The 24301-nt window shown below is 42.8% G+C and carries 25 protein-coding genes; all 25 read right to left on the minus strand.

From position 1 onward, the window contains the following. Positions 1 to 13 precede the first annotated feature (13 nt). The gene (locus VIJ98_RS11540) at positions 14 to 481 is read right to left on the minus strand and encodes a hypothetical protein (RefSeq protein WP_323274057.1); all 468 of its coding nucleotides are present in this window, start codon (positions 479 to 481) and stop codon (positions 14 to 16) included. Further along, the gene (locus tag VIJ98_RS11545) at positions 478 to 1533 is read right to left on the minus strand and encodes a polymorphic toxin type 44 domain-containing protein (protein WP_323274059.1); all 1056 of its coding nucleotides are present in this window, start codon (positions 1531 to 1533) and stop codon (positions 478 to 480) included. The genes VIJ98_RS11540 and VIJ98_RS11545 overlap by 4 nt, the downstream gene beginning before the upstream one ends. A gap of 256 nt (positions 1534 to 1789) precedes the next feature. Then, a complete protein-coding gene (locus tag VIJ98_RS11550) occupies positions 1790 to 2050 on the minus strand; it encodes a hypothetical protein (protein WP_323274061.1) in 261 nt (86 codons plus the stop codon). A gap of 288 nt (positions 2051 to 2338) precedes the next feature. Continuing rightward, positions 2339 to 2773: a hypothetical protein gene (locus VIJ98_RS11555; protein WP_323274062.1), complete on the minus strand. Its 435-nt coding sequence runs from the start codon at positions 2771 to 2773 to the stop codon at positions 2339 to 2341. A gap of 286 nt (positions 2774 to 3059) precedes the next feature. After that, positions 3060 to 3524 (minus strand): DUF1240 domain-containing protein, encoded by a 465-nt coding sequence (locus VIJ98_RS11560; RefSeq protein ID WP_323274064.1) that lies wholly within the window; start codon positions 3522 to 3524, stop codon positions 3060 to 3062. A gap of 166 nt (positions 3525 to 3690) precedes the next feature. Next, the gene (locus VIJ98_RS11565) at positions 3691 to 4122 is read right to left on the minus strand and encodes a hypothetical protein (RefSeq protein ID WP_407330279.1); all 432 of its coding nucleotides are present in this window, start codon (positions 4120 to 4122) and stop codon (positions 3691 to 3693) included. A 6-nt stretch (positions 4123 to 4128) separates the two neighbouring features. After that, complete coding sequence (locus VIJ98_RS11570) at positions 4129 to 4566, minus strand: DUF1240 domain-containing protein (protein WP_323274066.1); 438 nt, start codon at positions 4564 to 4566, stop codon at positions 4129 to 4131. Beyond that, positions 4566 to 5837: a PAAR domain-containing protein gene (locus tag VIJ98_RS11575; protein ID WP_323274068.1), complete on the minus strand. Its 1272-nt coding sequence runs from the start codon at positions 5835 to 5837 to the stop codon at positions 4566 to 4568. The genes VIJ98_RS11570 and VIJ98_RS11575 overlap by 1 nt, the downstream gene beginning before the upstream one ends. A 28-nt stretch (positions 5838 to 5865) precedes the next feature. Then, positions 5866 to 7446 carry a type VI secretion system protein TssA gene (tssA, locus tag VIJ98_RS11580; protein WP_323274071.1) on the minus strand — a complete coding sequence of 527 codons (1581 nt, stop codon included), beginning with the start codon at positions 7444 to 7446 and terminating at the stop codon, positions 5866 to 5868. Next, a complete protein-coding gene (locus VIJ98_RS11585) occupies positions 7446 to 10862 on the minus strand; it encodes an ImcF-related family protein (RefSeq protein WP_323274073.1) in 3417 nt (1138 codons plus the stop codon). Before VIJ98_RS11585 ends, tssA begins: the two co-directional genes overlap by 1 nt. 20 nt (positions 10863 to 10882) lie before the next feature. Next, positions 10883 to 12109, minus strand: a complete 1227-nt coding sequence (locus VIJ98_RS11590; RefSeq protein WP_323274074.1) for a hypothetical protein — start codon at positions 12107 to 12109, stop codon at positions 10883 to 10885. A gap of 33 nt (positions 12110 to 12142) precedes the next feature. Continuing rightward, the gene (locus VIJ98_RS11595) at positions 12143 to 12691 is read right to left on the minus strand and encodes a M949_RS01915 family surface polysaccharide biosynthesis protein (RefSeq protein WP_323274076.1); all 549 of its coding nucleotides are present in this window, start codon (positions 12689 to 12691) and stop codon (positions 12143 to 12145) included. A gap of 428 nt (positions 12692 to 13119) precedes the next feature. After that, entirely contained in the window at positions 13120 to 13344 is a 225-nt protein-coding gene (locus tag VIJ98_RS11600; protein ID WP_323274078.1) for a hypothetical protein, read from the minus strand. Between the two features lie 145 nt (positions 13345 to 13489). Beyond that, positions 13490 to 14134, minus strand: a complete 645-nt coding sequence (locus VIJ98_RS11605; protein ID WP_323274080.1) for a hypothetical protein — start codon at positions 14132 to 14134, stop codon at positions 13490 to 13492. Positions 14135 to 14370: 236 nt separating this feature from the next. Further along, a complete protein-coding gene (locus VIJ98_RS11610) occupies positions 14371 to 14502 on the minus strand; it encodes a hypothetical protein (RefSeq protein WP_407330303.1) in 132 nt (43 codons plus the stop codon). 516 nt (positions 14503 to 15018) lie between these two features. Then, positions 15019 to 15783, minus strand: coding sequence for a hypothetical protein (locus VIJ98_RS11615; RefSeq protein ID WP_323274082.1), 765 nt, complete (start codon positions 15781 to 15783; stop codon positions 15019 to 15021). A gap of 310 nt (positions 15784 to 16093) precedes the next feature. Further along, a complete protein-coding gene (locus VIJ98_RS11620) occupies positions 16094 to 16837 on the minus strand; it encodes a hypothetical protein (RefSeq protein ID WP_323274084.1) in 744 nt (247 codons plus the stop codon). A 24-nt stretch (positions 16838 to 16861) separates the two neighbouring features. Continuing rightward, positions 16862 to 17083 (minus strand): hypothetical protein, encoded by a 222-nt coding sequence (locus VIJ98_RS11625; RefSeq protein WP_323274086.1) that lies wholly within the window; start codon positions 17081 to 17083, stop codon positions 16862 to 16864. A gap of 297 nt (positions 17084 to 17380) precedes the next feature. Continuing rightward, positions 17381 to 17923, minus strand: coding sequence for a M949_RS01915 family surface polysaccharide biosynthesis protein (locus tag VIJ98_RS11630; RefSeq protein ID WP_323274088.1), 543 nt, complete (start codon positions 17921 to 17923; stop codon positions 17381 to 17383). Positions 17924 to 18047: 124 nt separating this feature from the next. Next, entirely contained in the window at positions 18048 to 18560 is a 513-nt protein-coding gene (locus VIJ98_RS11635) for a hypothetical protein (protein ID WP_323274090.1), read from the minus strand. Positions 18561 to 18661: 101 nt separating this feature from the next. Further along, positions 18662 to 19207 carry a hypothetical protein gene (locus tag VIJ98_RS11640; protein ID WP_323274092.1) on the minus strand — a complete coding sequence of 182 codons (546 nt, stop codon included), beginning with the start codon at positions 19205 to 19207 and terminating at the stop codon, positions 18662 to 18664. After that, positions 19207 to 20877 (minus strand): LysM peptidoglycan-binding domain-containing protein, encoded by a 1671-nt coding sequence (locus tag VIJ98_RS11645; protein ID WP_323274094.1) that lies wholly within the window; start codon positions 20875 to 20877, stop codon positions 19207 to 19209. Before VIJ98_RS11645 ends, VIJ98_RS11640 begins: the two co-directional genes overlap by 1 nt. A gap of 1 nt (position 20878) precedes the next feature. Next, entirely contained in the window at positions 20879 to 23299 is a 2421-nt protein-coding gene (locus tag VIJ98_RS11650) for a type VI secretion system tip protein VgrG (protein ID WP_323274096.1), read from the minus strand. Between the two features lie 189 nt (positions 23300 to 23488). After that, positions 23489 to 23851, minus strand: a complete 363-nt coding sequence (locus tag VIJ98_RS11655) for a hypothetical protein (RefSeq protein WP_323274098.1) — start codon at positions 23849 to 23851, stop codon at positions 23489 to 23491. Positions 23852 to 23914: 63 nt separating this feature from the next. Continuing rightward, positions 23915 to 24292: a hypothetical protein gene (locus VIJ98_RS11660; protein ID WP_323274099.1), complete on the minus strand. Its 378-nt coding sequence runs from the start codon at positions 24290 to 24292 to the stop codon at positions 23915 to 23917. Positions 24293 to 24301: the final 9 nt, after the last annotated feature.

Raw genomic sequence — 24301 nt, forward strand, 5'->3', positions numbered from 1 at the left:
ATTGAAGTTAATCTCAATTTTTCTGATATTTATACCTGAATGGCTTCATTTTTTTATAACAAAAACCATCGTTTTCTTCATCAAATGAATCATTATTGTAACCTTCATTAACTACAACCGATATGGAGCAGGCCCCCTCTTCATCTGATAGAAGAAAATTCCATCCACCACCACCTGAAGCCGCATGTTCATATCGAGCACCTATGTTCCAACCAAGATCAATTACTGAATCATCTTTCATTAATGAACTAAACGAAGGGGAGATCTTCATTACCTCTCCAGGCATAATAACACTAGGCCTTTCCTTAATAATTTCATCTATTTTAGCAGGATCGGATTCAACTCCATATCGGCTTTCACCTGAAAGAACATAAATTGGCTTTACAGTATTATTTTTAACGATCACATGAGGCTTTGCACTCATCATGTAAATAAATGCTAAAATCATTAACACAAAAATGACAGATATGGTCTTCTTCATTTCGGCTCATCTATATGTTCAGGATTTTTACTATTCCAGCACCAGTGCTTCTGCTTTGAAACTTGAATTAATTTATTGGGAGTGTTGTGTAAAGCATCAAGTATATGTTCGGCCGTGAGATTTTCCGCATATTTACCGTACTTATGAAATAGTTCAAATCCTAATTTCATGCTCGTAACATCATCTAAAGTATCATTCCCCATTGCACCCAGAGTCATATTTTGCTCCCAGGTAGAACCTTTTAACAATAAGGACTCAGAAAAACCAACACTTAACCCAATGTATCCATAATGGATATTTGACCAAACATCATAAAAATAGTCATATCCTTTATATTTATGAAAGTATGATTCAGAATAAGCATTACTTGGTGCAGGGAGAGGACGGGCAACAGCTACAGAACCAAACTTATCTCGAATTTTTGGTTTATGATCCCAGGTCGATTTTGTTTTCACAGTCTGATACCAAATACCCATCGCAGCAATTAAATTCGGTTGGGGAGGCGATGATAACTTGGCATAAAAAGGGAGATTATTCCACTCAGCGAATCGTTGTCTGAGCATTTCGTCGTCAATGAAATAACGGATTCTATCTGCTATCTCACTTTTAGCGTTTACTTTTATTTCATTAAGTAAATATTTTGCAACCTGTATGGCACCATCAGTATGAAAGCAATTATGCTCAACATTATCTTCCTGATGGAGTGCTTCATACGGTTTCTGTAGTCCTATCATGAGTCCATCGAGAGAAGATGATGACTCTGAAGCTTCCCCACCTTTCTCATAAGTATCCTGCAGCATCGACGGAATAAACTTCGCCTTACAGGGGCAAGTGCTTTCGCTGTCCAACGTGCCGGCCATACGGCGCCCATGGATGGTGTCGTTAACGATGCCACCGGCAATAAGAAACGTACCGGGATGTTTACCGCAAAGAACCCGATCTTTTTCACGCGCAGCCGCCTTGCCAAATATTGTATGGTCAGTTGCGCCCTCAATGATTCGTCCGCCGCAGGTGGTTTTATCCCCCTGAACCAGATAAAAACCTATAGACATATTCCATTTCCTCCCTGAATAATTGTTGACGTTTACTACATAGAACAACTGGCAATAGAAATAGAAATAGAAATAGAAATAGAAATAGAAATAGAAATAGAAATAGAAATAGAAATAGAAATAGAAATATTAACTTTTTTCAGATAGTAATGTACGCAAATTGGGTTGTAGAAAAACTTTTCACTTTCTTCACCTACTGATTCCCTTTCAGGGTATTAATTTTAAAGCCAATAAAATAATGATCAGAAAAAAGAAACTAATAATGAGCACGGTGATCATGGCTTTTCAAAAATTTCATATCTTTGGTATGAGTATTTATATTGCATAGATTTTCACTCATTACATATCTCGTAGCAGTCCCTGGCATCCATCCACTGGGGACCTCAACACATTTTTTATAGCTTTTATCTTCAAGCTCAGATTTATACCATACAGAAAAAATATATGCGCCAATCAAAGCAAAAACGAATGTAATAACAATCACTCTGCCTAGATATTTCATAGCAATGTCTGGCATGCCGACACCGTAGATAGCAACGTAACCAGGAGCTATAGAAACACTTAATAAAGTAATAGAAAACAGTAAAGAAAACCTCCCATCCAAGAATAAACCACCGTTGGCGGAAGCATTAAATAATCAGTGACAGATTGAAATGAAAAGTAGAAATCTGCAATAGCCATTATGAAAAAAAATAAAAATGCACACATAGCCTTTAGCCTCACAGAATTCATCGACGTTCTAACCTTAAAATATTATTACAAATTAATGACATCTCCTCAGGAAGGGGCAAAAAAAAATTTAAATTCAACCTGCTTTTTTATAACAGAACACCTCATGTTTAGCATACTTCGTCCCTGTACCAGGCATCCAGCCGGATGATGAATTAATACATTCTGAATAACCTTTTTCACTTAATGAATCCTTATACCACAATGAGAAAGTAATCATTAAATAAACGGTTATACTCAAAATAACTATCATGATAGTAAATAGCTTCTTAGCATAATAAACACTCACCTGTTTTCCAAAGAAAACAACAGGAATCAACATCATCAACAATGGTGAGAAGAAGAATACAAAACAAATTGCAAATACGGTCCAGCTTGAAAATGTAAGAGAATCCGGATATGTCAAATACATTTTAAACTGACTTAAACCTATGAAGGACAATCCTATGGACATTAATAAAAAAAACAAAAAACCTAATAAAGCAAAAGATCGTTGCTGCAATGAAAACATAATTAATATTCAACCCGTGTAATTTACCTTAAGGCTTTTTGAGTATCTTTTCGTTTCATAACCCCCTACACGCTGTTACATACCATATGAATTCAACATTCCTAATTTAAATACCTTCTTCAATCTTCGGTTTACGCCGCCCTCATTCTACCCTTGAAAATATTAATGACATCATCTATTTGGTTGTAGACAGTCACTTTAGGCTTAGGTTTTGTTATATTTTAAAAATAAATTTTATTAAAATTATTAAAAGAAGTTTAGCTATGTTAGTTTTTTTAAATCCCAACTAAAGCATAAAATAAACATATAATAACTCATTTGTTTTTTGACATTTTTTCTTATAACAAAGATCCGTATTCTTAACATACTCAGTAGCCGTTCCAGGCATCCATCCAGAAGGAATACCCTTGCAAGTGGTATAACCTTTATACTTCAATGTAGAAACATAGAAAAAAGACATCAAGATTGATGTAATAATAGAAAATATACACACCCACTTGAAATATGGTATGACACGATTCACTTTAACCAATGCCACATCATGTCCAAAAACCAAAAATGAATAAAACCAATATGTAGGAAATGGCAACGTCAGCGGGATGAAAAATAAGCTAACTGACATCCATGAAAAAAGAATGACATCCTTAAACTTAAGATACCCTGATAGTTCATCAATCCAAAAATAGAGAGATAAAAAAGACATTGACATAAAAATTAAAATTGAGAATATCGCCCTTGCTTTTTCTTTCATTTTAATAACTCCCTTGGATAATATCATTAATCGTATTTCTTAAATAAATTCGAATTTTATGCTCGATAACCAACTTACTTTTTTCAATCAGTCATTCACTTTTAGCTCTCATACACCCAATAATTGGAATTAGTCGATAGTAACTAAAAGATGTATGTTGATATTTCTACTTAACACAATTCGAGAGTGATCTTACATATTCAGTAGCCATACCAATAGTCCATCCTCTGGGATTCCCTGAGCAAATAAAATAGCCTTGACTAATGAGGTAATTCTTGTAAAAAACAATAAATACAACAGCAAAAAAAACATAACCAACCAATAAATATATAAATAGCTTATTAATTACTTTGCATTTTTTTATAGCTAATTTCTCCCCATAACGAATAACCATAAACCAATAAATGCAAGGGAAGAATAAAATTATTGGTGCCAGCGGCAATGATAAAGCATAGGGAGAGAAGACAATACGTACTGCAAATGAAAAATAGTTATTAAATGATACTAAAGCCCCCCAGCAAGAACCGAAAGACAATATTAACCAGAAGATTACTGAGACTAAAAATTTACACTTTGCATTTATCATATCAGACATCATTAACAATCATTTATTTTTATTGCACAAGTCTTTATTAATTACATATTTCGTGGCCATTCCTGGCATCCATCCTGTTGGTATGCCTGAGCAACTATAATAACCCTTGTTATTCATACTACTAATGAAAAAAACTTTAAAAGAGAAACCATAAATAAGTGACAAAAAAAACCCAGAGAGTATTATCATCATTGCAACTTTCTGATGTTTATCATTCATACGCTGCCCTTTAATAGAGCCATAAATACCAGATAAGCAAAATGGTAGCATTATGAATGCTGATAAAGTTAGAGATACCAATCCTGTTGAGTATGTCATCGCATCAGGAAATGCCAAATACTCTTTTGTTGAAACATAACCAATATAAGATGCAAGCAACGATAAAACCCATATAATGATGCTCCACGTCAAAAGCACAACTCTTGTCGATAATGGAAATTTATGCATTATAGTTCCTCAGGAATGATTTCATTAATACTGGATTTTAAATATTTCACAATCTCTTCTAATATAACTTGCCTTCCTTTTCGCAGCATTTCGTCAGCAAACATAGAGCCAAGATCCCAAACTCCTGCTTCTATATTTCTTGCAGTGAGCATTACTTCTTGTTGGGCTGATTCAATATAATTTATAACTCGATCTGTTATGCCGAACTTATCGTCCAGATAGTTTAGTATGAGAGCAGCACTAAAACCAACTCCAACAATAGCCACTGTAGGAGCAATCACGAATGAAAACATGACTCCAGCAATAAGCCCCGCACCACCAGATATAACAGATGCGATGCCTATCTTAACAACATCAGTTGCCAAAGAGCCGATAAATTTCGCCAATTCAACTTCATCGTTAAAAATATAATCTAAAGTTCTATAAGCAGCAGCAACAATAAAAGTTGCCCTGGCACCCTTCAAAATATTTTTAGCTACACCTTGAGATGCATATTTACCCAACCCTAAATCGATTAATCTAGGGTTTTTCGCAGAAAACACAGGTGCATTTAGAATTTTCCTTATGCCTGGATATCCAGTTATTTTAATTAGGTCATTCCCACTTTTACCGACATATGAAATTGCCTTAATACCAAAACGGCCCAAATCACTCACTAACATTGAGGCTGTAACAACATCCTTAATATTAGTACCATAGTTGATAATTATTTGAGCTGGCCCACTTTGCGTTAAGTTAACCCAGCCAGATTTCCACGATCCCCAGGAAGCCAACACCTCAAATGCTTCTTCAAGCGTAAGCAGCATTACGTCTTGATTATTATTTTTCAGCATCGACCTTAGCGCCATATCTGGCAGATCATACGTGTTTCTCAACACAGGATAATCAGGCACAAACCCAGAAGGTACTTTTTCGCCCGTTAAATAAGCGGGCAATGGTCGCGCTACAGGATTTGAAGCAGATGATTCACTGGTCGTTGCAGAGCCGCCACTCGCTTTCTCATAAGTATCCTGCAGCATCGACGGAATAAACTTCGCCTTACAGGGGCAAGTGCTTTCGCTGTCTAACGTGCCGGCCATACGGCGGCCATGGATGGTATCGTTGACGATGCCACCGGCAATAAGAAAGGTGCCGGAATGTTTGCCGCAAAGAACCCGATCTTTTTCACGCGCAGCCGCCTTGCCAAATATTGTATGGTCAGTTGCGCCCTCAATGATTCGTCCGCCGCAGGTGGTTTTATCCCCCTGAACTAAATAAAAACCTTTTGCCATGTTTCACTCCCTGAATAGTTGTTGTGGCTTAACCGCACAACACGGCGGCACGGGCAGGATCGATAGTGATCAATCCCGAGAGCAGCGCGTCCATTTCTGGTTGCAACCGAACTCTGTCGCTCTCGCCTCGGGCGGCTTTCACTCGCAGCAGTTTGAGCCTACGCGCACGCACTTCGAACATTAAGTCAGGTGACCACTGCGGTAATGTCAGTCCATCTGCCTGGGTATTCAATTCGCCCAGCAAATGCAGCGCCATATCGTTGCGGCCAAACTGTTCGCATACCCGAGCCATTAACAGGCGCAACAACCATTGATCGCGCACGCTACTGACACCCGGCCGCAATTGCAGCCAATACAACGCCGCATCCACACCTTCCGCATCCGCTTTTTCCAGTGCTTCAGCTTCAAGTGACAGCACATCGCTTTCCGGCTGACTGCCGTTAACCATCGTTTCTGGCTCATGATACGCTCCGCCGCTAGTGACACGCTGAGCGATCCAGTTGAGTGTGACGTCATCCGCAAAGGGTGTGCCGTCGGCGAAGGTCAGCGTTTCCAGCCCTGGTAAACGTAGCAACAGCGCATTGAGATCCTGCTCGATAATGGTCGCCAGACTTCTTTCTTTATTACTGCGGGTCAGAGCCTCCCACGCATACCATTGCAAATCGAGCCACAGATGATTAGTTGCCTGGCTGAACAGCGAGTCCGTCAGCTCAATCAGTTCAAGCCAGCTTTGTTGCAGATAAAGACGTTTTAAATGTGCGCGGTGCTCGGGTTTCGGTGTCAGCAGGCGCGTATTGCCGCCAGCACCTAACGCAGGAAGTTGCGTCATAGTGTCCCAGCGCACACTCTTCATCAGATGATGCGCGGCTAACCATCCGCCCGGTTGCTCGCGAAGATAAGTCGCCAACACTTTTGCCTGCGCTTTGAGATTTTCACCTGAATTAACTGGCTTGAGTGATGACGCATCAATATCACGTCCGGTATTAAATTCCTCAGCACTGTGCTGTGGGACCATCGCGTCAGCGCCCCCGTTCTGGGCCAGCCTGATCTCCAGCGCGTTAATCAGAGGCTGAATTGCCGCACGCTCGTCCTCCTGCAATGCTTCGCTTACCAGCAGCAAGCCACCGCAAATACGTCGGGTACAATCTAAATCGGCTTCCGGCCACAGCGATAAACTGTCCAGCATGCGCGCACTACCTAGCCAGGCGAGTGCGGCTTGTCTGCTACGCGGACGCTGCGGATGAAGTTCATTGCCGTAGTGCTGTAACGCCGCCGCCAGTAATTCAACGCCATCAGCCAATCCGGTTTCGCCATCCTGATGCAGCCGCGCCCAGAGATAAAAGGTAATGATGCGAATATCTTTGCTGACGGAATTAAGCAGCGGCTCCGTCAGTGAAGTAATTAGTGCAGTATCAATGCCGGAGAGTTTGTTGACCTCTTCACGGATCAACAAAAACTGGTCGTCATAGGCGGGATCTGCACCGCATGGCGTTTCTGCTGCGATAGGTTGTAACCAGTTTGACCAGTGATTCAGACGCTGCTGAGCATCAGCCCGCAGCGTAGAAACTTCGGCTCCACACGCGCTGATTAATACATTAATGTCCGCCATTATTCCGTTCCATCCATGTCTGTGGGTATTTCATCCATTGCCGCTTCGCGCGGTGCCATCGATTGCGAAGCGGAAACCGCATCAACACTGAATATCTCGTCCGGCAGCGTAAATCCACGCAGCCGCAACAGCGCCAGCGGGCCGTCGCTAATCTGCGTGCGCAGCACCCATTGCAGGTTGCGTTTATCCGGAGTGGCAAAGTTCAGCATCCACTGGCTGCGATCCAGCCGCTGACGCTTACCTTGCTCTAACCAGCGGATAAAGCCCCAGGTTCCGCTGTAATCACCGTAAATCTGGCCACCGTTGCCCACGCCAGTCCAGGTGAGCAGCGTGCCGGGCTTTAAGTTCTCGCCCGGCCAGCGCATCGCCTGCCATTCCGCCATCTGGTTGAAATAGCTCAGCGTCTGCCCGTCGATTTTCAACTCGGTTTTCACCACATCAGGTGTCGGACGTCCCTGAAGTTCAAAGCTAATCCCCTGCGTGCCGTCGGTGAACAGGATATCCGCCAGTTCACGCAGCTGATTCACCGCTTTAAGGAAGGCTGGGTTAAAGGTTAATCCCTGGCTGTGCGCGCTGTCCGGCACCCAGCGACTGCCCTCTTTCTGCAGCACACCACCGAGGCGACCGCTAAGGAAGCTGTCGATACGTCCAGCATCTTTACGAATGAACTCGGCCAACATGGGTAGTGATGCATCACTGTTGCTGGCTGCAAACGGATAGCGTCCGTCAAATGCGGTGCGCCAGTTTTCCACGATGGAACGTTTCCATTGTGCATTGAGGCTGACAGCAGAAGGCTCCAGGATGGTTTCCCACGCCTGGTTCAGCGGCTGGACAAAAAATGTCTGACCAAATCCACTCCACTCTTCGCCCAGACTCGCCGCCATCAGGCTGCCGTACTGCTGCGTATCGGTGAGATCGACGCTTTTGCCCTGGAATACCGTTTGCGCCAGCGTTTGAAGCATCTCCTGCGGGTCTGGCGCAGCCGCAACCTGCTGTAAACGCAGGCGCACGCGAGTTATTCGGGTAAGGAAGGTTTGCAGGCTTAGCGTGCTATCGGCAGCCATCAACTGTGCGCCGCTGCTTTTACCCATAAGTGCCAGCAGTGGGCCAAAAGTGGCATCCAGCGGGCCTTCCGGTCCGCTGACCTGCTGATCAATTGCCGGTTTCTCTTTCTGGCTAATGAGATCTTTGGCCGAGTTAATCAGCGTATCCGACAGCGCGGCGCGCTTCTGTCCGGTCTGTCCCTGCCAAGCCACCGTGTTCATCAGAGCAATCAGTGGCGACTGACGCACATCGCTGAGCAGCGTCAGCTGATCGGTAACGTCTGCGATATTGTTCGCCTGATTGAGGCGCAGGCTATTGAGGAAATTCAGCCAGCTGGCAGCGAAATCGGTGAAGTAGCGTTGCGTCAGACGCGCCTGTAGTGCTTCCGGGGAAACATCCTGAGAAACCGCACTACGGCTGTCGCTGAGAACCCAGTCAATCTGATCACGCCGCGCACTCGCCGCCTTCTCAATTTCCTGACGTACGCCGCCTTCCCACGCCTGGCGGGTGAACATGCCCGGCACCGTTTCATCGCTGGTAAACAGGCGACGCGGATCGGTGCCGGGTGCCATATCTTCCAGTGAAACATCAGCATAGTTGCGGCGCACGGCCTGCAGCACGTTCTGATAAAGCGTGCTTTCGGCATTGCGCTGACCAATCTGCTGTAGCAACACCTGACGCACCTGCGCCAGTAAAGCCGCATCGGGCTTGATACCCCACGTTGGTTGCTGAGGAAGATTCGCGGCGTAAAAGAACCACAAATCCGGCGACAGACTCTGCCATAACGCCGTAGAAATGCCGTTACGCTCCGGCTGCACGGCCTTCATGGTCTGCACAAAGAAATCGGGCTCGGAACGGTTCGGGCGCGACATCATCAGCCAGGCTTTGAGCTGGTCATAACTTGGTTGTGCCAGCGTGGCGCGCAGCGGGCTGGCGGGCGGTAGATCGGCCAGCCGCGTTAGTTTCGTTTCCAGTGACGCGCGGGCCGAATCGTGAATTAAGCGGTTTCCCGCCACGGCATACCACGGTAACAACGCGGCATGCAGTTCCTGCGTGTGGCTAAGCCCAAATCGCTGATACCACGGCGAGCGGTGCGCAAGCCAATATTGCTGTAGGCCAAGATCGTTACGCAGGCTATGCAGCGCAATCAGCTGCTGATCATTAACGGCGGGATTCGTCACCAGCGTCTGCGCTTTTTCCGCAGCACTGACAATCTGATAACGGTTGATGCCAAACGACACCATCATGCCAGTGCCCCACAGCAGCATTACCCCCATCAGCGTCCACGCCAGCGTCTGTTCCCAGGGCAAGCCGGTGCGCCTGCCACGCATTTTGTCCTGGCTGATGCCCTGCCACAATGCGCTATCGTTTAGCGCATGTGGATGCACGCTCGCTGAAGCATGCGCTCGCTCCGGCAGACTGAATACAAGCCCGCGCAACGGCATTTTGCGCTGAGATGCAAACCACGGCGCCAGACGCTGCTGCCATTGCTGGTTTTGATCGGCGAGTTGCTGAGACAGGCGCAGCAACCAGTCATGGCTGCGCTGTTGCGAAATCTGCGTCATGCCCTGCTCGCGCAGCAGCGGGATGAGGTTTTCTATCTGTGTGCTTACGTCTTCGGGAACTGCGCGGGCGCTGAAAGTCAGCCCCGGCGCGTTTTGTTCACGTTCGTCCTGCGACCACGCACTTTGGCTGAGTTGCCACAGCCAGATGGGCGCCTGCCAGCGCAATGCAGCACTGATTTTTTCCAGCGAACGGCGATATACATCACTCTGCTTTGGCGATAGCGTTTCATCCGGCTCTAGCAGATGAACAATGCCATCAAGTGGGCGGCTGCGGCGCAATTTGCGTAATGCTGCAAGTATTTCGGCATCTGGCTCGCTGCTCAGGCTGCCGCCGTAAATCAGTACGGTGCGATTACCTTCCAGCCATTGCTGGTTCGATAAGCCGGGAACCAGCGCCTCAACGGCCGCCTCTTCACCGGTCACCAGTAGCACACGAACCTTGCCGCGCCAGAAAAACTGATAGCGGCTACGCAGATACTGTTTAAGCTCCTTCAGCATGGCTTGCGCAGGAGACGTCGAGGTCGCGTCTTTCTTCGGTACGGGAACATCATCACCATTGACACCTTTCAACTGCGCATCAAAGGCTGATTTTCCGGCCTGACGCATCAGCAGAATACCGACAGCCGCAATCAGAAAGAAAGTCACGGCGAGAGTCAGAGAAGCCGCCATCCAGCGTTGTTGCAATGTGCTTTCGTTAACAAGGCTGACGCTTTCAGGATGTTTCCAGCAGATAAACCACGCCAGCAAAGCCAATGCAGAGAGCAGCAGCATGATCAGCCCGAACCAGAACTCGGCTGATTTGGGCATTAATTTTGATAAGAAGCGTTTCAAGTATCCCTCTCGTGCGGCGGCGTAACTGGCGAAACCGCCATGCTCCACATGTCATCCGTTGAAGTGTCCCCGGTAATAATCATCTGGGGACGATGGGTCAGTGTTGCGGCCTGGAATGCAGCCGCTATCGCCAGCCACGGCGCAGCGGCTCCAGCATGGCCGATTGATATATCTGGGGTAATCACGTTTTCCGTTTCCACGGCTTCAACCGAAAACGCCTTCAAAACGCTGAAAGTGGAAAGGTATTGCTCTTCCGTCACACCAGCGATCCACAGATGCTGCACGAGACCTTCTTCCAGTGGCACGTTGTCTGCCGCCTGTTTTATACATGCGGCGAGATCGTTATCCTTATTGAGGTCTGGGCGGTGCAGCAGAGCCGCCGGGTTGATCGTGTGTTGCGTCATTCGGTTGCCGAGCAACAGTGCCACGCCAGCTTCCGCGCTGTCTTTTACCACTGGCGGATCAATCTGCAACGCGATAATAAGAAGGAGTGCATCATCGGTAAATCTTTCATTCAGCCACTGGTTAATTACTGAAACACCCTCTCCGGTAATAAATTCAACTGGATGAGATAATTCGGCTTCGTGAAAGGCATGAGTGATTTCGTTTTTTACTTCTCGGATGCTGACAGAAGAGGAAATATTCAGCGCTATTTTTATTGTCTTCTTGGTATCCAGCTTTTCAAGTTGCGGAATAATGGAAGACAGCAGGTAATTCATGGTATGGCACATCACTGCATGAGGCTTATCAAACGCCTGCGAGGCAATCTGACTGTGATTCACGCCGCCATTTCCCTTTCTGTCACTTTGCGCTCGCTTTGCACCGGAATTTTCCATAAGAGCCTCCAGCGGCGTGGGATAATAAATATCCGGTGAATGACAGGTCAGATATTCCGCTGCCAGAATTTGCAGCGCTCGACGACTCTTTTGTGTCTCATAAAGCAGCCACCGCTCACGCTGATTATCCTTACCATTAGCAATAATATTCCCTGCCAACCAAACAAGTAGATAGCTGCCAAATATTATTATCCAAAGCGCTATTCCACCGCCGATAGCCAGCCACCACAAAATACGGCTTTCAATTGACTGCCCGAATAACCGTGTGATCACTGCACTAAAAATCAGCAGAATAGCCAGCAGGATCAGCCAGCGAGCGAATTTTATGGGTTGAGGCCGAGGTGATATGGGTGGCAGTTTTTTTAATGAGTATTTTTTATTTTGCATATGAACGCTCGGCCAGCTGCTTCTCTGTAATCGCTAGTAACGTCGAACAGAAAACGATGGCCATTTATTAAGCATGTAATTCAGGAGTGGTTTGTTAGTTCTGAGGTTGTAGTCAGGTTTTGGAGGATCTTCACCTCCGTAAGTATTCTCATCTGGTGTAATTATTTCTTCCTCACTTCGTAATGCGTACTTCTTTCCATCCTGATAGGCCAAATATTTAATCTCGCCGGGATCTACTCCACCAACACAAAGTAATCGATATGCAAACAATAAATAATTCCCTCCATGATCTTGTAAATCAATAAACTCAAAGGTCTCGGGATAAATGGTGATATCGTAGTCAAGCGGACAGGCTTCTACCGCATCGCGTACTTTCCAGCTTTGCACATCATTTATGATCCCTTCACCAGAAAGATAAATGGAACCAATATCCTCTCCTTTTGGACCATTTCTGACATTAAGATTTACCACGTTGTTGCCATTGCTGTCAGTCCAGGCGGCTTTGAAAGTGCTTTCCTCTGCAGCAGAGTTAAACACAGGTAATATTAACAAGATTACAGCTGCAATTTTTTTAATTAACACTTCATAAACTTACTTAATAAAAGCACTTCGTTAATAATCCTCTATGTATCATCCATTAATTGACTTATAAAAAGATATTATTCAGGGTTCAGATGGAAGGATTTTACCTTCGATAGACTTACAAATGGCATTCCCCATATCATCGGATGAAATTATTCTTTCTTTTTTTATAATAGTTTTACGAATTTCATTTGGTGATGAACGATCGAAAGTATATATTATGACATTTTCTTCTTTCAAATTGTAAATAATTAATTAATATATTTTATTTAAAAAAACCACACATTCCTATTTAATGGTTAGCCTATATTTCTTATAAAAATCTCTTCATGATTTCATCGTTCCCAAAGTGTAACCGGACACAATAATATCATAATCTCCGGGCTTTTTAGGAAGTCCAACTATTGTTAGTTTATGATAATCAACATTCACGTCATCTTCATTCCCAACTTATATTTCATTGCTTCAGGTTCCCACATTAGCCCTGAACCTTCAGGGACAATAATCACTGACACACTAGATTTATTAACAGGACCTCCATTAATCTTAATTTGACTCCCATACTCTTTACTCATTGCGCCACTGGGAGGTACCGCAACTTCAGGAAAAACATCAGGATTAGGAGCGCGGCAACCAGAAGTTAATAATAACAAACATAAAATCATGACTCTCATTTATTTAATGGTTAGAAAACCCACTCCTTCAAGATATGACACCACAAATAAAAAAGAATTTGTTTAATTAAATAAAAGTGCGTACATAAATCAAAGCACATTATAAAATCATCAAATTTAATTCTTATTGAGAGCATTCTAAAAAGTCCTTTTTATTTAAATTAAAGTATTTCAGATCAGAAAGATCCACTCCTTTAATTGATATCAACTGACTTTTTACTTGGGAGAAGCACAATTTTCCATCTAAATAAAAATACACCTCATAACTTACATCAGGTTCATCAGTGTTTATATGATAGATAGACTTCGTAATAAACCAAGCCACACCATTTTCATCATAAGTTCTGACTACATCATCAAAACCTAAGCATTGCTCAGAATCCTCAGCATATTCAGATTTGTATTTTCGGTTTGGAATTAAAACTTCCCCACCCATAACATAGGCTAAATTACACCGAGAATAAGGTTCCTTTATACCTTTTATACCTTCACGATTAAAGACGAAAGGAAAAACATTGGAGTGTTTATCGTTGTAAATATAGTAACTTTTAAAACCTTTCTCATGAGCTTTTACACCATATACCTGAGATAAATTATATGGCACCCCATTTCTATATACATATCTTTCAATTGAAGATATAACATCATATTTATTATCAGCTTGGGTTTTTCCAGCTATAGAACTTATTGAAACCAACAACATCAAGAAAAAAAATATTGATTTCATATGATTTTCACTCGTATTGATTTGTATAATCAACAGTAACATTTATATTGTTACATCCTTTAGCTATCGTGATAGCCTCCACAACGTACCTCTTAACTTAATCATTAAGGAAATAATAACAAAACCTCGTGTAAGCTTGCCTTTCAAAATAACCGTAACCACCACCATTTATTAAAACAGAACACCTGCCAATACTTTCGGATGTTATACCTTGATCTGAGATTCTGTTTATATTTATTTTTTTACTGTGATGTTTAGACACCCAATAAAACCCTGTACTATCGGTTGTATAAAATGAGTGGTACTTCAGCTGTCGGTGCGCAGTTTGAGGCCTTCGCCTTGCGTTGGCCATCGACCAGATGCCCGAGTTTAAGCTGGTTTTTACCGCGGTATCCTGTGATGAGCCTGATGTGTTCCTGGCCGCGCGTACTGTCGAAGCCTAGCTGCGAGGTTAATTATCCCTTTTTCTTGCGGGATATTTTCTGTTCGCTATAACGGGGCGTCTGCAGGAGAAACCGTTTTTATTTTTGTATTAATCACGCGCTCAAAACGGACTAATTTAAAGCTAGCACCTGGGCTGACAAGATAAAGTTTCAAGGCATTTTTATAAAGATTTTATTCATATTCAGCATCATCAGCGTCTATCAGAGTTTCATCCACCTCAGTGAATATCAGCGGGCCGATAACATTCTGCGCGCGTGTCGTCATCAGGCAACTTCCCTTAATAATGGGGATTGAGACATGCAGATCACCATGAGTCGTTCGTTATGGATCCAGGCTCCTGCCCGTCGGAATTTCACGATATACGGGGTTTCGGCAGGGATATAAAGTGCAAATCAGCGTAATAATACGTGAGAAGCCTCCAATATCGCATCAAAAAGGGGTTTAATTCATTCTATTTGATAGGTTAACTAATGTTTAACTTTTCATTGTGGGTCATTTTTTGGGGTAATCAATTTGCCATCAAGTTCTTCAAGAGTCTTTTCCCCAATGAATAGTTGTTGGCATTTATTATTTATTTCATCATCAGAATATTTGGATGTGAAAACCACTTTTTTATTATTCTTTATATCCCATACTCCAGGAAATGCATCAACAGAACAATCAAGATCATAAGGTGATACATACTTACCGTTACGTGATATTTTTCCAACATAACGATTAGTCCCAGTATTGAATGGGTAATTGGAACTATTAGCATTATAGAAGCCAGGTCCAGTTATTAAATTCTTATCACTACCAAAAAGTGAAATGATTGCTGTATAGCTTCGTTCACTTGCATCCTCTAATGATAATGACAAAAACAACCGTTTTTTGAAATTAATATCAACAATAGTAAAGCCAGGGTTTGGTGGGTTTGGAATTTCATGTAATTTAACCCCTTCATCATTACAACTGACAACCTCATCAGGGATAAGATATTTATTTGTTGAATACACAAGAATCGCTAAATCATCATTTGTCAAAGATATAACACCCATACCAGTATTGTAGCTTGCATTTCGGTTATTTATCTTGCAATAACTAACATTGTCATTTAACTCATTAACGACTTTTATCAAAGAAGGATTTTGTTTATCAAAATTAATTTGATAACCATTGTAAACAACAACATTAGAAACATATGCATATGGGATTATAGGAATAAAAATACACAACCAAAAAAACTTAGACAAACAATAAGGCATCATTTGGTTCCTTTTTTTTAGCTAAATTTATATTTCTTAGCTTATACCTTTCAAGTCACCATTGGGTGCATTGCTTACCCGCTCAGTTACAAAGTTATCATCTGTAAATTTTTTCCTGAACAGTACTCTCAATGTGGTCATTAAAATAAAAATGACATAAATGCATTTGCATCAATATATGCATAAAAAGATCCTGTGCTTTCTTATCCGATATTTTTTCACCAAAGGTTGTATATCATACCGAACACAATTTTATTTATAACCTCTCCATTTTAAAAAATTAAATGATCTACAGACAGTATAATTGCGCGTTTTAATCATATTCCTCGGGTGTAATCAATTTACCCCCAAGCTTTTCAAGAGTTTCTTTCCCATCGAATAATTTTTTGCATCCATTTTTAATTTTTTCGTCACTCATAGTTGATGGAAAAATAACTTTCTTATTAGATTTGATATCCCAAACCCCTGGGAATGACTCTTTTGAACAATCAAGCGTAGATGGATGAACATAATTACCATCTAAAGAAATATTTCCTTTGTATATATTATCACCAATGTAGAATGGATCAGGTTTGTCGTTTATATCAAAAAAGCCAGGACCAGAGAGTAGATTTTTATCACTGCCAAGACGCGCAACTGTTGCCGTATAGCTTAAACTTTTAGCATCCTCTAGGGATACAGAAAGGTATATTTTATGTTTGAAATTGATATCAATAATTATGTCTCCAGGGCTACTTGGGTCATTTATTTCATGCAACTCTACCTCACCATTCTTACAGGAAATAATTTCATTTGAATTAAGATATTTATTAGTTAAGTATACCAGCACTCCCTTATTGTCACTTGTCAATGAAATGTCGCCCATTCCATGATTGTACTGAACCTCCCAATTAATTATTTTACACTCCCGCACTTGATCCCCACTGTTTATAAGTACTATTGATAAATCTTTTTCATTAAGTTTAATATCATAACCTTCGTATTTTATAGCGCTAGCGTGCGATATTAAAGGGAGTAAAAAAAAACTGAAAAAAGATAACAATTTAGATATCATCATTAATTTCTCCTTTAGCATACTTAGTCATTTTTTTCTCTCATTTAGCCCAAGAATTCCGCCATTAATCGCTTTAGTAACTTTTTCTATAATGACATCACTATCTGATGAATTTATTCCATCTGAATCCATAACCTTTAACACTGTACTTTTAAAACATGCTATATAAAATGTTCCAGTATCTATACAATTATAAGAGTTTTCGGTAACTAAATGAGGCGAATCAATTACAGGAGGTCGTTTTTTCATTCCTGTTAGATTTTTTTTCTTATATTGGGGGTCCAGCCAGACAAGCAGATAGCTGCCAAATATTTTTATTCAAAGCGCTATGCCACCGCCGATAGCCAGCCACCACAATATACGACTTTCGATTGACTGTCCTAATAACCGGGTGACCACTGCACTAAAAATCAGCAGAATAGCCAGCAGGAACAACCAGCGCGCGAATTTTATGGGTTGAGGCCGAGGTGATATGGGTGGCAGTTTTTTTAATGAGTATTTTTTATTTTGCATATGAACGCTCGGCCAGCTGGTTCTCTATAATCGCTAGTAACGTCGAATAGAAAAAGATGGCCATTTATTAAGCATGTAATTCAGGAGTGATTTGTTATTTCTGAGGTTATAGTCAGCTTTTGGAGGATCTTCACCTCCGTAAGTATTCTCATTTGGTGTAATTATTTTTTCCTCACCTCGTAATGCGTACTTCTTTCCATCCTGATAAGCCAAATATTTAATCTCGCCGGGATCTACTCCACCTACACAAAGTAATCGATATGCAAACAATAAATAATTCCCTCCATGATCTTGTAAATCAATAAACTCAAAGGTCTCGGGATAAATGGTGATATCGTAGTCAACTGGACAGGCTTCTACTGCATCGCGTACTTTCCAGCTTTGCACATCATTTATGATCCCTTCACCAGAAAGATAAATGGAACCAGCATCCTCTCCTTTTAGACCATTTCTGACATTAAGATTTACCACGTTGTTGCCATTGCTGTCAGTCCAGGCGGCTTTAAAAGTTCTTTCCTCTGCAGCAGAGTTAAAAGCAGATGAAACTAATAAAATTACAACTGCAGTTTTTTTCATTAACACCTCATAAACTTACTTAATAAAAACACTTCGTTAATAATCCTCTATGTATTATCCATTAATTGACCTATGAAAAGATATTATTCAGGGTTCAGATGGAAGGATTTTACCTTCGATAGACTTACAAATGGCATTCCCCCATATCATCGGATGAAATTATTCTTTCTTTTTTTATAATAGTTTTACGAATTTCATTTGGTGATGAAAGATCGAAAGTATAAATTATTACACTCTCATCTTTCAAATCGTAAATCATTGCACCATTGAAACCTGACACTCGGTCATCTTTAAAATTGCTGAGTTTCTTCGCCAATTCTGTCCTGGACAAATCAGAACTTATAGCACCATCTATAAGTTCATTATCAATATTTTTTGGAATCGTATTCAAATATACAATATCAATGTAAGGCACATAGTCATTAGGTGTACATGATGGGGTTTTAGGATTATCAACACCATAATAATTCCTAAAGTAACCATCAAAAACATACTTTATGTTTTTAGCATTTGTTGTTGGTTGTACAAAAAGAGATATGCCACCCGGTGATCCGGCGTAAGAAAGCCATGGGATTAACAGTATTGACAAAATCATCTTATTCATCATTCTATCTCTAATAATAACTTTATCGTACATGCGATTTTTTATTTAAAAAGCACCCATTAAAATTGATTGTTAAGTTATAAATCACCACAATGATTTCTCGATAAAACCGGCACCCTCACCTTATTATCAGCTCAATTTGTAATATAAATATCTTTATTAAAAGAAGCATTAGAAGATTTAACCCCACCATTATTTAATGTAACTTTGTGATTTTTATATAAAAATATAGACTTATCTTCAAATGTCATAGTAGTTACATCTTCGCCCCAAGTCACTGTCATTAAGTTCGCATTTATCACTGGCGGGTAAAAAGAACTTGATAATTCAACTCCATTTGTTAGATCTAATATTTTATATTTTTGGCAATTTGATTCCTGCTCACCATAAATGCAATCACTTGCATCATAAGATATAATTAACTTATCTATTAGTTTATTTTTATTTTTGTGATAAGGAAGGTCATAATAAACAAATGATTTATTTACATCGCTCGTAATGATACTGCTAATTTTCATGTCGTTTAAATAAATCCCTACTTCATTTTCAGAAATATGTTTTGACCTTAAGTCACCTAAAGATGTGATACATTTATCTAATCCGATCTTGCAGCTTAGTTCCGCTGAAACTAAATTTGGGAAAATCATCATTGAAAACAGAAAAGAAATAAACAACTTCATTATAGACCTCTCATTTTTTTTATTACGTTAAGTAATTCAACATCCTTAACTTGCTTTCCTGTAACTTTGGGACAATAGAAATTCAGCAACTTTATATTCGAATTTATGTAGCCATTCAACCATTCACGATGTGCCAAGACATAGCTTTCGTTATTATCTTTTGCTCTTAATTCTGCTTTCCTAGAGCCAACTTGTGCAGTAAGTAAGACTTTCGCACTCGGTTCTGTAATGGTGTTCTTTATAAATTTCACTGCATCACCTATCCCAAGGTGATGAGTAAGATAAATTATTTTTGCCTTTTCAGCATCATTTAACTCCTGAATATTAAAACCAAATTTTTCCAATAAACTCAGATTAGACAATCCATAATCAACTGCTGCCATTATAGCATAGATAGATTCGAATCTTTTATTTAGCCAATTTTGAATTAATTTAGTTGCTTTTGGTGGATAAGGTGACTTGCCTGAAAGATACCCTCCATTCATAAGCTCACTCTCGGTTTTCCATTCATCTGGTGAGATATTGATCACTTGTTCCATTATCGGCTTCTTGTCCTTCCCTATTACAACTTTACCTTTACTGTCCTTTCTTTCACGATCTTCTATAAGCCGTATATTTCTTGCATTGGTATTTAAGTATGTACCTTTCCTAAAGGTTTCACCCATCCAAGTTTTATTTAGAAACTGAGTCATTCCGGCAGCTGAACTTCGGTATAGTATAACATCATCCTCTTTCAACCCTTCATTTATACGACTTAACTTTCGCTGCTTGATTTTTTCAAAATCTATACTTACAGACTCTTTTTTCCAAACTAATTCGCTATCTTTAGCTGACTCAGCATTAATCACTGCGGCAATGCTTTGCGGAATAATACCACTTTGTTCAGATGCGCTAATGATATCATCCCAGTAAATCATATTCCCCCCTAAGTTAAGGTCATATTCATTAGGACATGCATGATTTACTTGTACCACAGGATTGCCGTCTACGTCCCTTCCCGTAACTATTGAATTTATGACGTTGTTTTTTTTATCTATATGACCAGGTTCACCTTTAAGTGCAACCGATGTGCCATTAATCCTTACTTTTGGGCTAGTAAGTTGAATATTGTTATTATTACCAGATGGGAGGATTGTTGCCACTTCCTTCTTTTTATTAATCCCTGACACAACAAAAACTTGGACCTCCTCAAGCTTAGGAATAATTAAGTCACTAATCCTCCCTAACTCATCCGTTATTCCATCAAATATAAATCCACTTGCGGAAACTATTTTAACTTTCATATCCCTTATTGGCTTTTCAATTAAATCAATAAAGGAAAATGACATAGTACATTTCTCATCTGCTAACTGAAGTTGGATATCATCGGAATCATTAGTTCTATACCCAGGAACTTTTAATAATTGCCCAACGTATATTCTTGATGGGTCTTTAATATTATTATACTCAGCTAAATCCTTGACATGCACCCCATATTCCTTTGCTATAAAACCCAATGAGTCTCCTTTTTTCACTTTTATTGTTTCGTCTTTGGGGTTGAGTGATTCTATATCATCTAAAGGTATGGGCTTTTCAATTGAATCTGTTAGACAGCGCCAGTGTGTAGACCAGCCTAGGAGTCCGTTGAATTCCGTTGGCTCATCAACAGGTTTTTCAAATAGTGGCTTCATTTCATTTCATTTCATCTCCCTGAAAAGGTTTGAAAATTATTTCATCTGCAAGCGTGCCGTCCATTCCTTTTATTCTAGTGAACATCTGGTTAGAGCCAGGTGAAAAGACAGGAAGTTCAGGGAGTTCACACATTTTCGATGTTTGTTCAACCCTTACATATTGACCTGCTCGAGTGCGGTAATCCCCCGCTGTAGCTGACTCAATTGCATTAGCATCCAGCGTGATATAACTCCCGCCGCCGTTCAGCGTGATCTTCTTTTTCGCAATAATTTTGATTTCATCTTCGGTGCTGACGATGCTGATTTCTTTCCTGGCCAACAGCTCCAGCAGATCGTTTTGCGCCTGCAGCTGCACCGGTCCCTGATTCGCAATCAGCCTGATGCCCAGCTTTCGCACGAACACGCTCAGCGCGTTGCCCACCCCGATGAACAGGTTCTTCACTACGCTGACGTCGGCATTGTTGCCCGCCGTCGCCACCAGATTCTGAGCTGCGGAGAGCTGCAGATGCCCGCCGCTGGTCAGCGCCATGCCGTCCGGCGCGCTCAGCAGCAGCACCGACTTTTTCAGCGCCTGCACCTGCTGCTCCAGTAACGCTATCTGCGCGCGCAGGTCTGCCGGGTTTGCCGTGGCCTTTTGCGCGTCGCCGGATATCTCCGCCATCTGCTCGCGCGCCTGGTTCAGGTTGCCCAGCGCCGCCTGCATGTCTTTCTGCTTACCCTGCGCCGCCGCCTGCCCGTCCGCGCTGATAAACAGCCCTTTGCCAGCCCGGATGGCGCCCCAGCTGTCGGTGCGCAGCTCGAAGCCTTCGCCGCGCGGCTGGCGTTCACCGTCGACCAGATGACCGAGATTCAGCTGGCTCTTGCCGCCATATTCGGTGCTGAGCTTGATGTGTTCCTGGCCGCGCGTGTCGTCGAGGCGCAGCTTGTTGTTCGCGGGCGTGCGCAGCACGTTGCGCCTGTAGTTGCGAATGGTGACGTGGTCGGCGCGCGATGAGTCGTGCAGCACGCCGACAATGTAAGGACGGTCCGGATTGCCGTGCTCGAAGCCAATCGCCACCTCGGTGCCCGCCAGCAGCGGCAAATGCAGGCCGTAGGTGTCGCCGGCGAACGGTCGCGCCTGGCGTACCCACAGGCTTTCATGCCCGCTCTCCCAGCCCGCGCGGTCAAACAGCATGTTGACGCGATAGCGCCCGTCGCGGTCAATGTGGCCGTAGGTGTCGTTGGTGGTGGTGCTGGTGACGCGCGCCGGTAAGGTGCCCGCCATCACCGGACGCGGTGCCGGTTCCGGGCGATAGCCGTAGCGGCCTTCCGCCGGAATGCCCTGAAACAGCGTTTCCATGCTGCTGTCGCGCGCCGCGCGGCAGACCAGCGAGGTGATGACCACGCCGCTGCGAAATACTTCAGCAACGTTGTCGCCGCCGCTGGCGCGCACCACCACTCCGGGCATTAGCGTCGCGCTGCTGGATTTGGCGCTGAGCTGCGTCTGGCGGTTGAGGTAACGCTCGTGACGCAGCCGGGCGTAGAACGCGCCGCTTTCAGTTGCCGGCGTTGCGCTGTAAGCCTCGCCCGCCTGCAGGTAGTTATCCGCCCAGTGATAGGCTTCGCCGTAGGTGGTGTCGTCGCCGCCGGTGACGTCGGCCTGCGCGTTCATGTCGGCGGTGGCGTCGCGGTAGTTGTAGTCGCGGGTGCTGACGGTTTTCTCCACCACGCGGAAGCGGCTTTCCATCGCCCATACCGACTCCACGCCGCTGTCGTGCAGGCCCGACGGCGGCACGGCGGGCAGCGTCAGGCCGGTTTCATAGCCCTGCGGGCCATCGTAAAACTCCACCACGTCGATGTTAAGGCGCGTGTCGGTAGTGAAGCGGAACCAGATGCCCACCTCAGCCAGCAGACGCGAGACGAATCGCAGGTCATCTTCATCGAACTGCATTACCTGCTCGCGCTTCGGGTAGTCGCGGCTGAGGCTGAACACGAAGTCCTGCCCGCGCATACCGTGGCGGTCGCGCAGGATGGATTCGACAATCTGCGGCACCGACGCATCCTGCCAGATGGCGTTCTGCCGGGTGCGCGCCAGCAGCGCCAGCCGCGGCTGCAGCGTGATGGCGTAGCGCGCTTCGTCGGCCGACACGCCGAGCATATCAAAGCCGGTGACCACGCCCTGCACCACGCGCAGCGGTTTAGCCTTGCGCAGCAGGTCGGCGAGGCTCTGCGGCGACGGCTGCAGCGTCAGCGAGGCGGTTTTCAGCAGCATGGCTTCGCGGCTGATGTGCTTGTCAATGCTGGTGAAGATGATTTTCCAGCTAAAGGGCGCGCTCAGCGCCTCTGTGCCTTCGAAGCTGAGCACGTCCAGCGGTGAGGCGCTGTCGGTGACCTTCAGCCGGTGATGGCTGTGACTGAAGAAGGGGATGGCCGTTTTGCTCATGGTTAAATCCTTTTAAAATGCCACGTAAGCGGGGCGTCCATTCGCTCAGAATGGTAAAGGTTATGACGCCTTTTACTAAAGCAACTAACCTAAATTTAATGTTTAAAAAAAGTATAATCTCGATTAACAATTACTCCCTTGACCTATCAGCATTTATTAAGAGGGAATCGAAACCTGATCTTAATTAAACTAATTCGCCACCTTAATTTTATATATTTTTTCAAAACCTTGGCCTGCACCACCTACCAATCCACCTTTCATTTTTAAGCAAAATTCCCCAGGGAATTGAGGTTTCCCTTCAATAACAAACTTATTATATAAGTATTTTGTGTAAAATTTCTCAGTATCAAACTTCAATTTCAACCCTGAATTGTAAGGGTGAACCTCATAATGGAAGTCGACAATAGGACCAGAGCCACCAGATACATTCACGGGAACATAATACATTTCCCCAACTCGCCCATCTGGCAGTTCATTTGGTTGAAATGAAACTTTCTTTACACAACCTGAAATAAACAACACACAAATAAAAAAGAAAGTTAAATTATTCACGCCTTTTCAAAACTCGTTAAAGTTATAATTAATATTTTTTTATTTAGAAAAAATCACACATTCCTATTTAATGGTTAGACTATATTTTTTATAAAAACCCCTTCCTGGTTTCATCGTTCCCAGAGTGTAACCGGACACAATAATATCATAATCTCCGGGCTTTTTAGTAACTCCAAGTATTATTAGTTTATGATAATCAACATTCACTCCATCTTCATTTCCAATTTTATATTTTATTGCTTCAGGTTCCCACATTAGCCCTGAACCTTCTGGGACAATAATCACTGATACACTAGATTTATTAACAGGACCTCCATTTATCTTAATTTGACTCCTATACTCTTTACCCACTGCGCCACTGGGGAGAACCGCAACATCAGGAAAAACATCAGGATTAGGAGCGCTGCAACCAGAAGTTAATAGTAAAAAACATAAAATCATAATTCTCAT

Source organism: Pantoea sp. S18, from assembly GCF_045689705.1.
Classification (GTDB): domain Bacteria; phylum Pseudomonadota; class Gammaproteobacteria; order Enterobacterales; family Enterobacteriaceae; genus Pantoea; species Pantoea symbiotica.

Bases quoted from the DNA above. Each gene is read 5' to 3' on its own strand.
- VIJ98_RS11540 (WP_323274057.1), bottom strand. From the start codon at position 481: ATGAAGAAGACCATATCTGTCATTTTTGTGTTAATGATTTTAGCATTT.
- VIJ98_RS11545 (WP_323274059.1), bottom strand. From the start codon at position 1,533: ATGTCTATAGGTTTTTATCTGGTTCAGGGGGATAAAACCACCTGCGGC.
- VIJ98_RS11550 (WP_323274061.1), bottom strand. From the start codon at position 2,050: ATGCCAGACATTGCTATGAAATATCTAGGCAGAGTGATTGTTATTACA.
- VIJ98_RS11555 (WP_323274062.1), bottom strand. From the start codon at position 2,773: ATGTTTTCATTGCAGCAACGATCTTTTGCTTTATTAGGTTTTTTGTTT.
- VIJ98_RS11560 (WP_323274064.1), bottom strand. From the start codon at position 3,524: ATGAAAGAAAAAGCAAGGGCGATATTCTCAATTTTAATTTTTATGTCA.
- VIJ98_RS11565 (WP_407330279.1), bottom strand. From the start codon at position 4,122: ATGATGTCTGATATGATAAATGCAAAGTGTAAATTTTTAGTCTCAGTA.
- VIJ98_RS11570 (WP_323274066.1), bottom strand. From the start codon at position 4,566: ATGCATAAATTTCCATTATCGACAAGAGTTGTGCTTTTGACGTGGAGC.
- VIJ98_RS11575 (WP_323274068.1), bottom strand. From the start codon at position 5,837: ATGGCAAAAGGTTTTTATTTAGTTCAGGGGGATAAAACCACCTGCGGC.
- tssA (WP_323274071.1), bottom strand. From the start codon at position 7,446: ATGGCGGACATTAATGTATTAATCAGCGCGTGTGGAGCCGAAGTTTCT.
- VIJ98_RS11585 (WP_323274073.1), bottom strand. From the start codon at position 10,862: ATGCCCAAATCAGCCGAGTTCTGGTTCGGGCTGATCATGCTGCTGCTC.
- VIJ98_RS11590 (WP_323274074.1), bottom strand. From the start codon at position 12,109: ATGCAAAATAAAAAATACTCATTAAAAAAACTGCCACCCATATCACCT.
- VIJ98_RS11605 (WP_323274080.1), bottom strand. From the start codon at position 14,134: ATGTTACTGTTGATTATACAAATCAATACGAGTGAAAATCATATGAAA.
- VIJ98_RS11615 (WP_323274082.1), bottom strand. From the start codon at position 15,783: ATGATGCCTTATTGTTTGTCTAAGTTTTTTTGGTTGTGTATTTTTATT.
- VIJ98_RS11620 (WP_323274084.1), bottom strand. From the start codon at position 16,837: ATGATGATATCTAAATTGTTATCTTTTTTCAGTTTTTTTTTACTCCCT.
- VIJ98_RS11625 (WP_323274086.1), bottom strand. From the start codon at position 17,083: ATGAAAAAACGACCTCCTGTAATTGATTCGCCTCATTTAGTTACCGAA.
- VIJ98_RS11630 (WP_323274088.1), bottom strand. From the start codon at position 17,923: ATGAAAAAAACTGCAGTTGTAATTTTATTAGTTTCATCTGCTTTTAAC.
- VIJ98_RS11635 (WP_323274090.1), bottom strand. From the start codon at position 18,560: ATGTACGATAAAGTTATTATTAGAGATAGAATGATGAATAAGATGATT.
- VIJ98_RS11640 (WP_323274092.1), bottom strand. From the start codon at position 19,207: ATGAAGTTGTTTATTTCTTTTCTGTTTTCAATGATGATTTTCCCAAAT.
- VIJ98_RS11645 (WP_323274094.1), bottom strand. From the start codon at position 20,877: ATGAAGCCACTATTTGAAAAACCTGTTGATGAGCCAACGGAATTCAAC.
- VIJ98_RS11650 (WP_323274096.1), bottom strand. From the start codon at position 23,299: ATGAGCAAAACGGCCATCCCCTTCTTCAGTCACAGCCATCACCGGCTG.
- VIJ98_RS11660 (WP_323274099.1), bottom strand. From the start codon at position 24,292: ATGATTTTATGTTTTTTACTATTAACTTCTGGTTGCAGCGCTCCTAAT.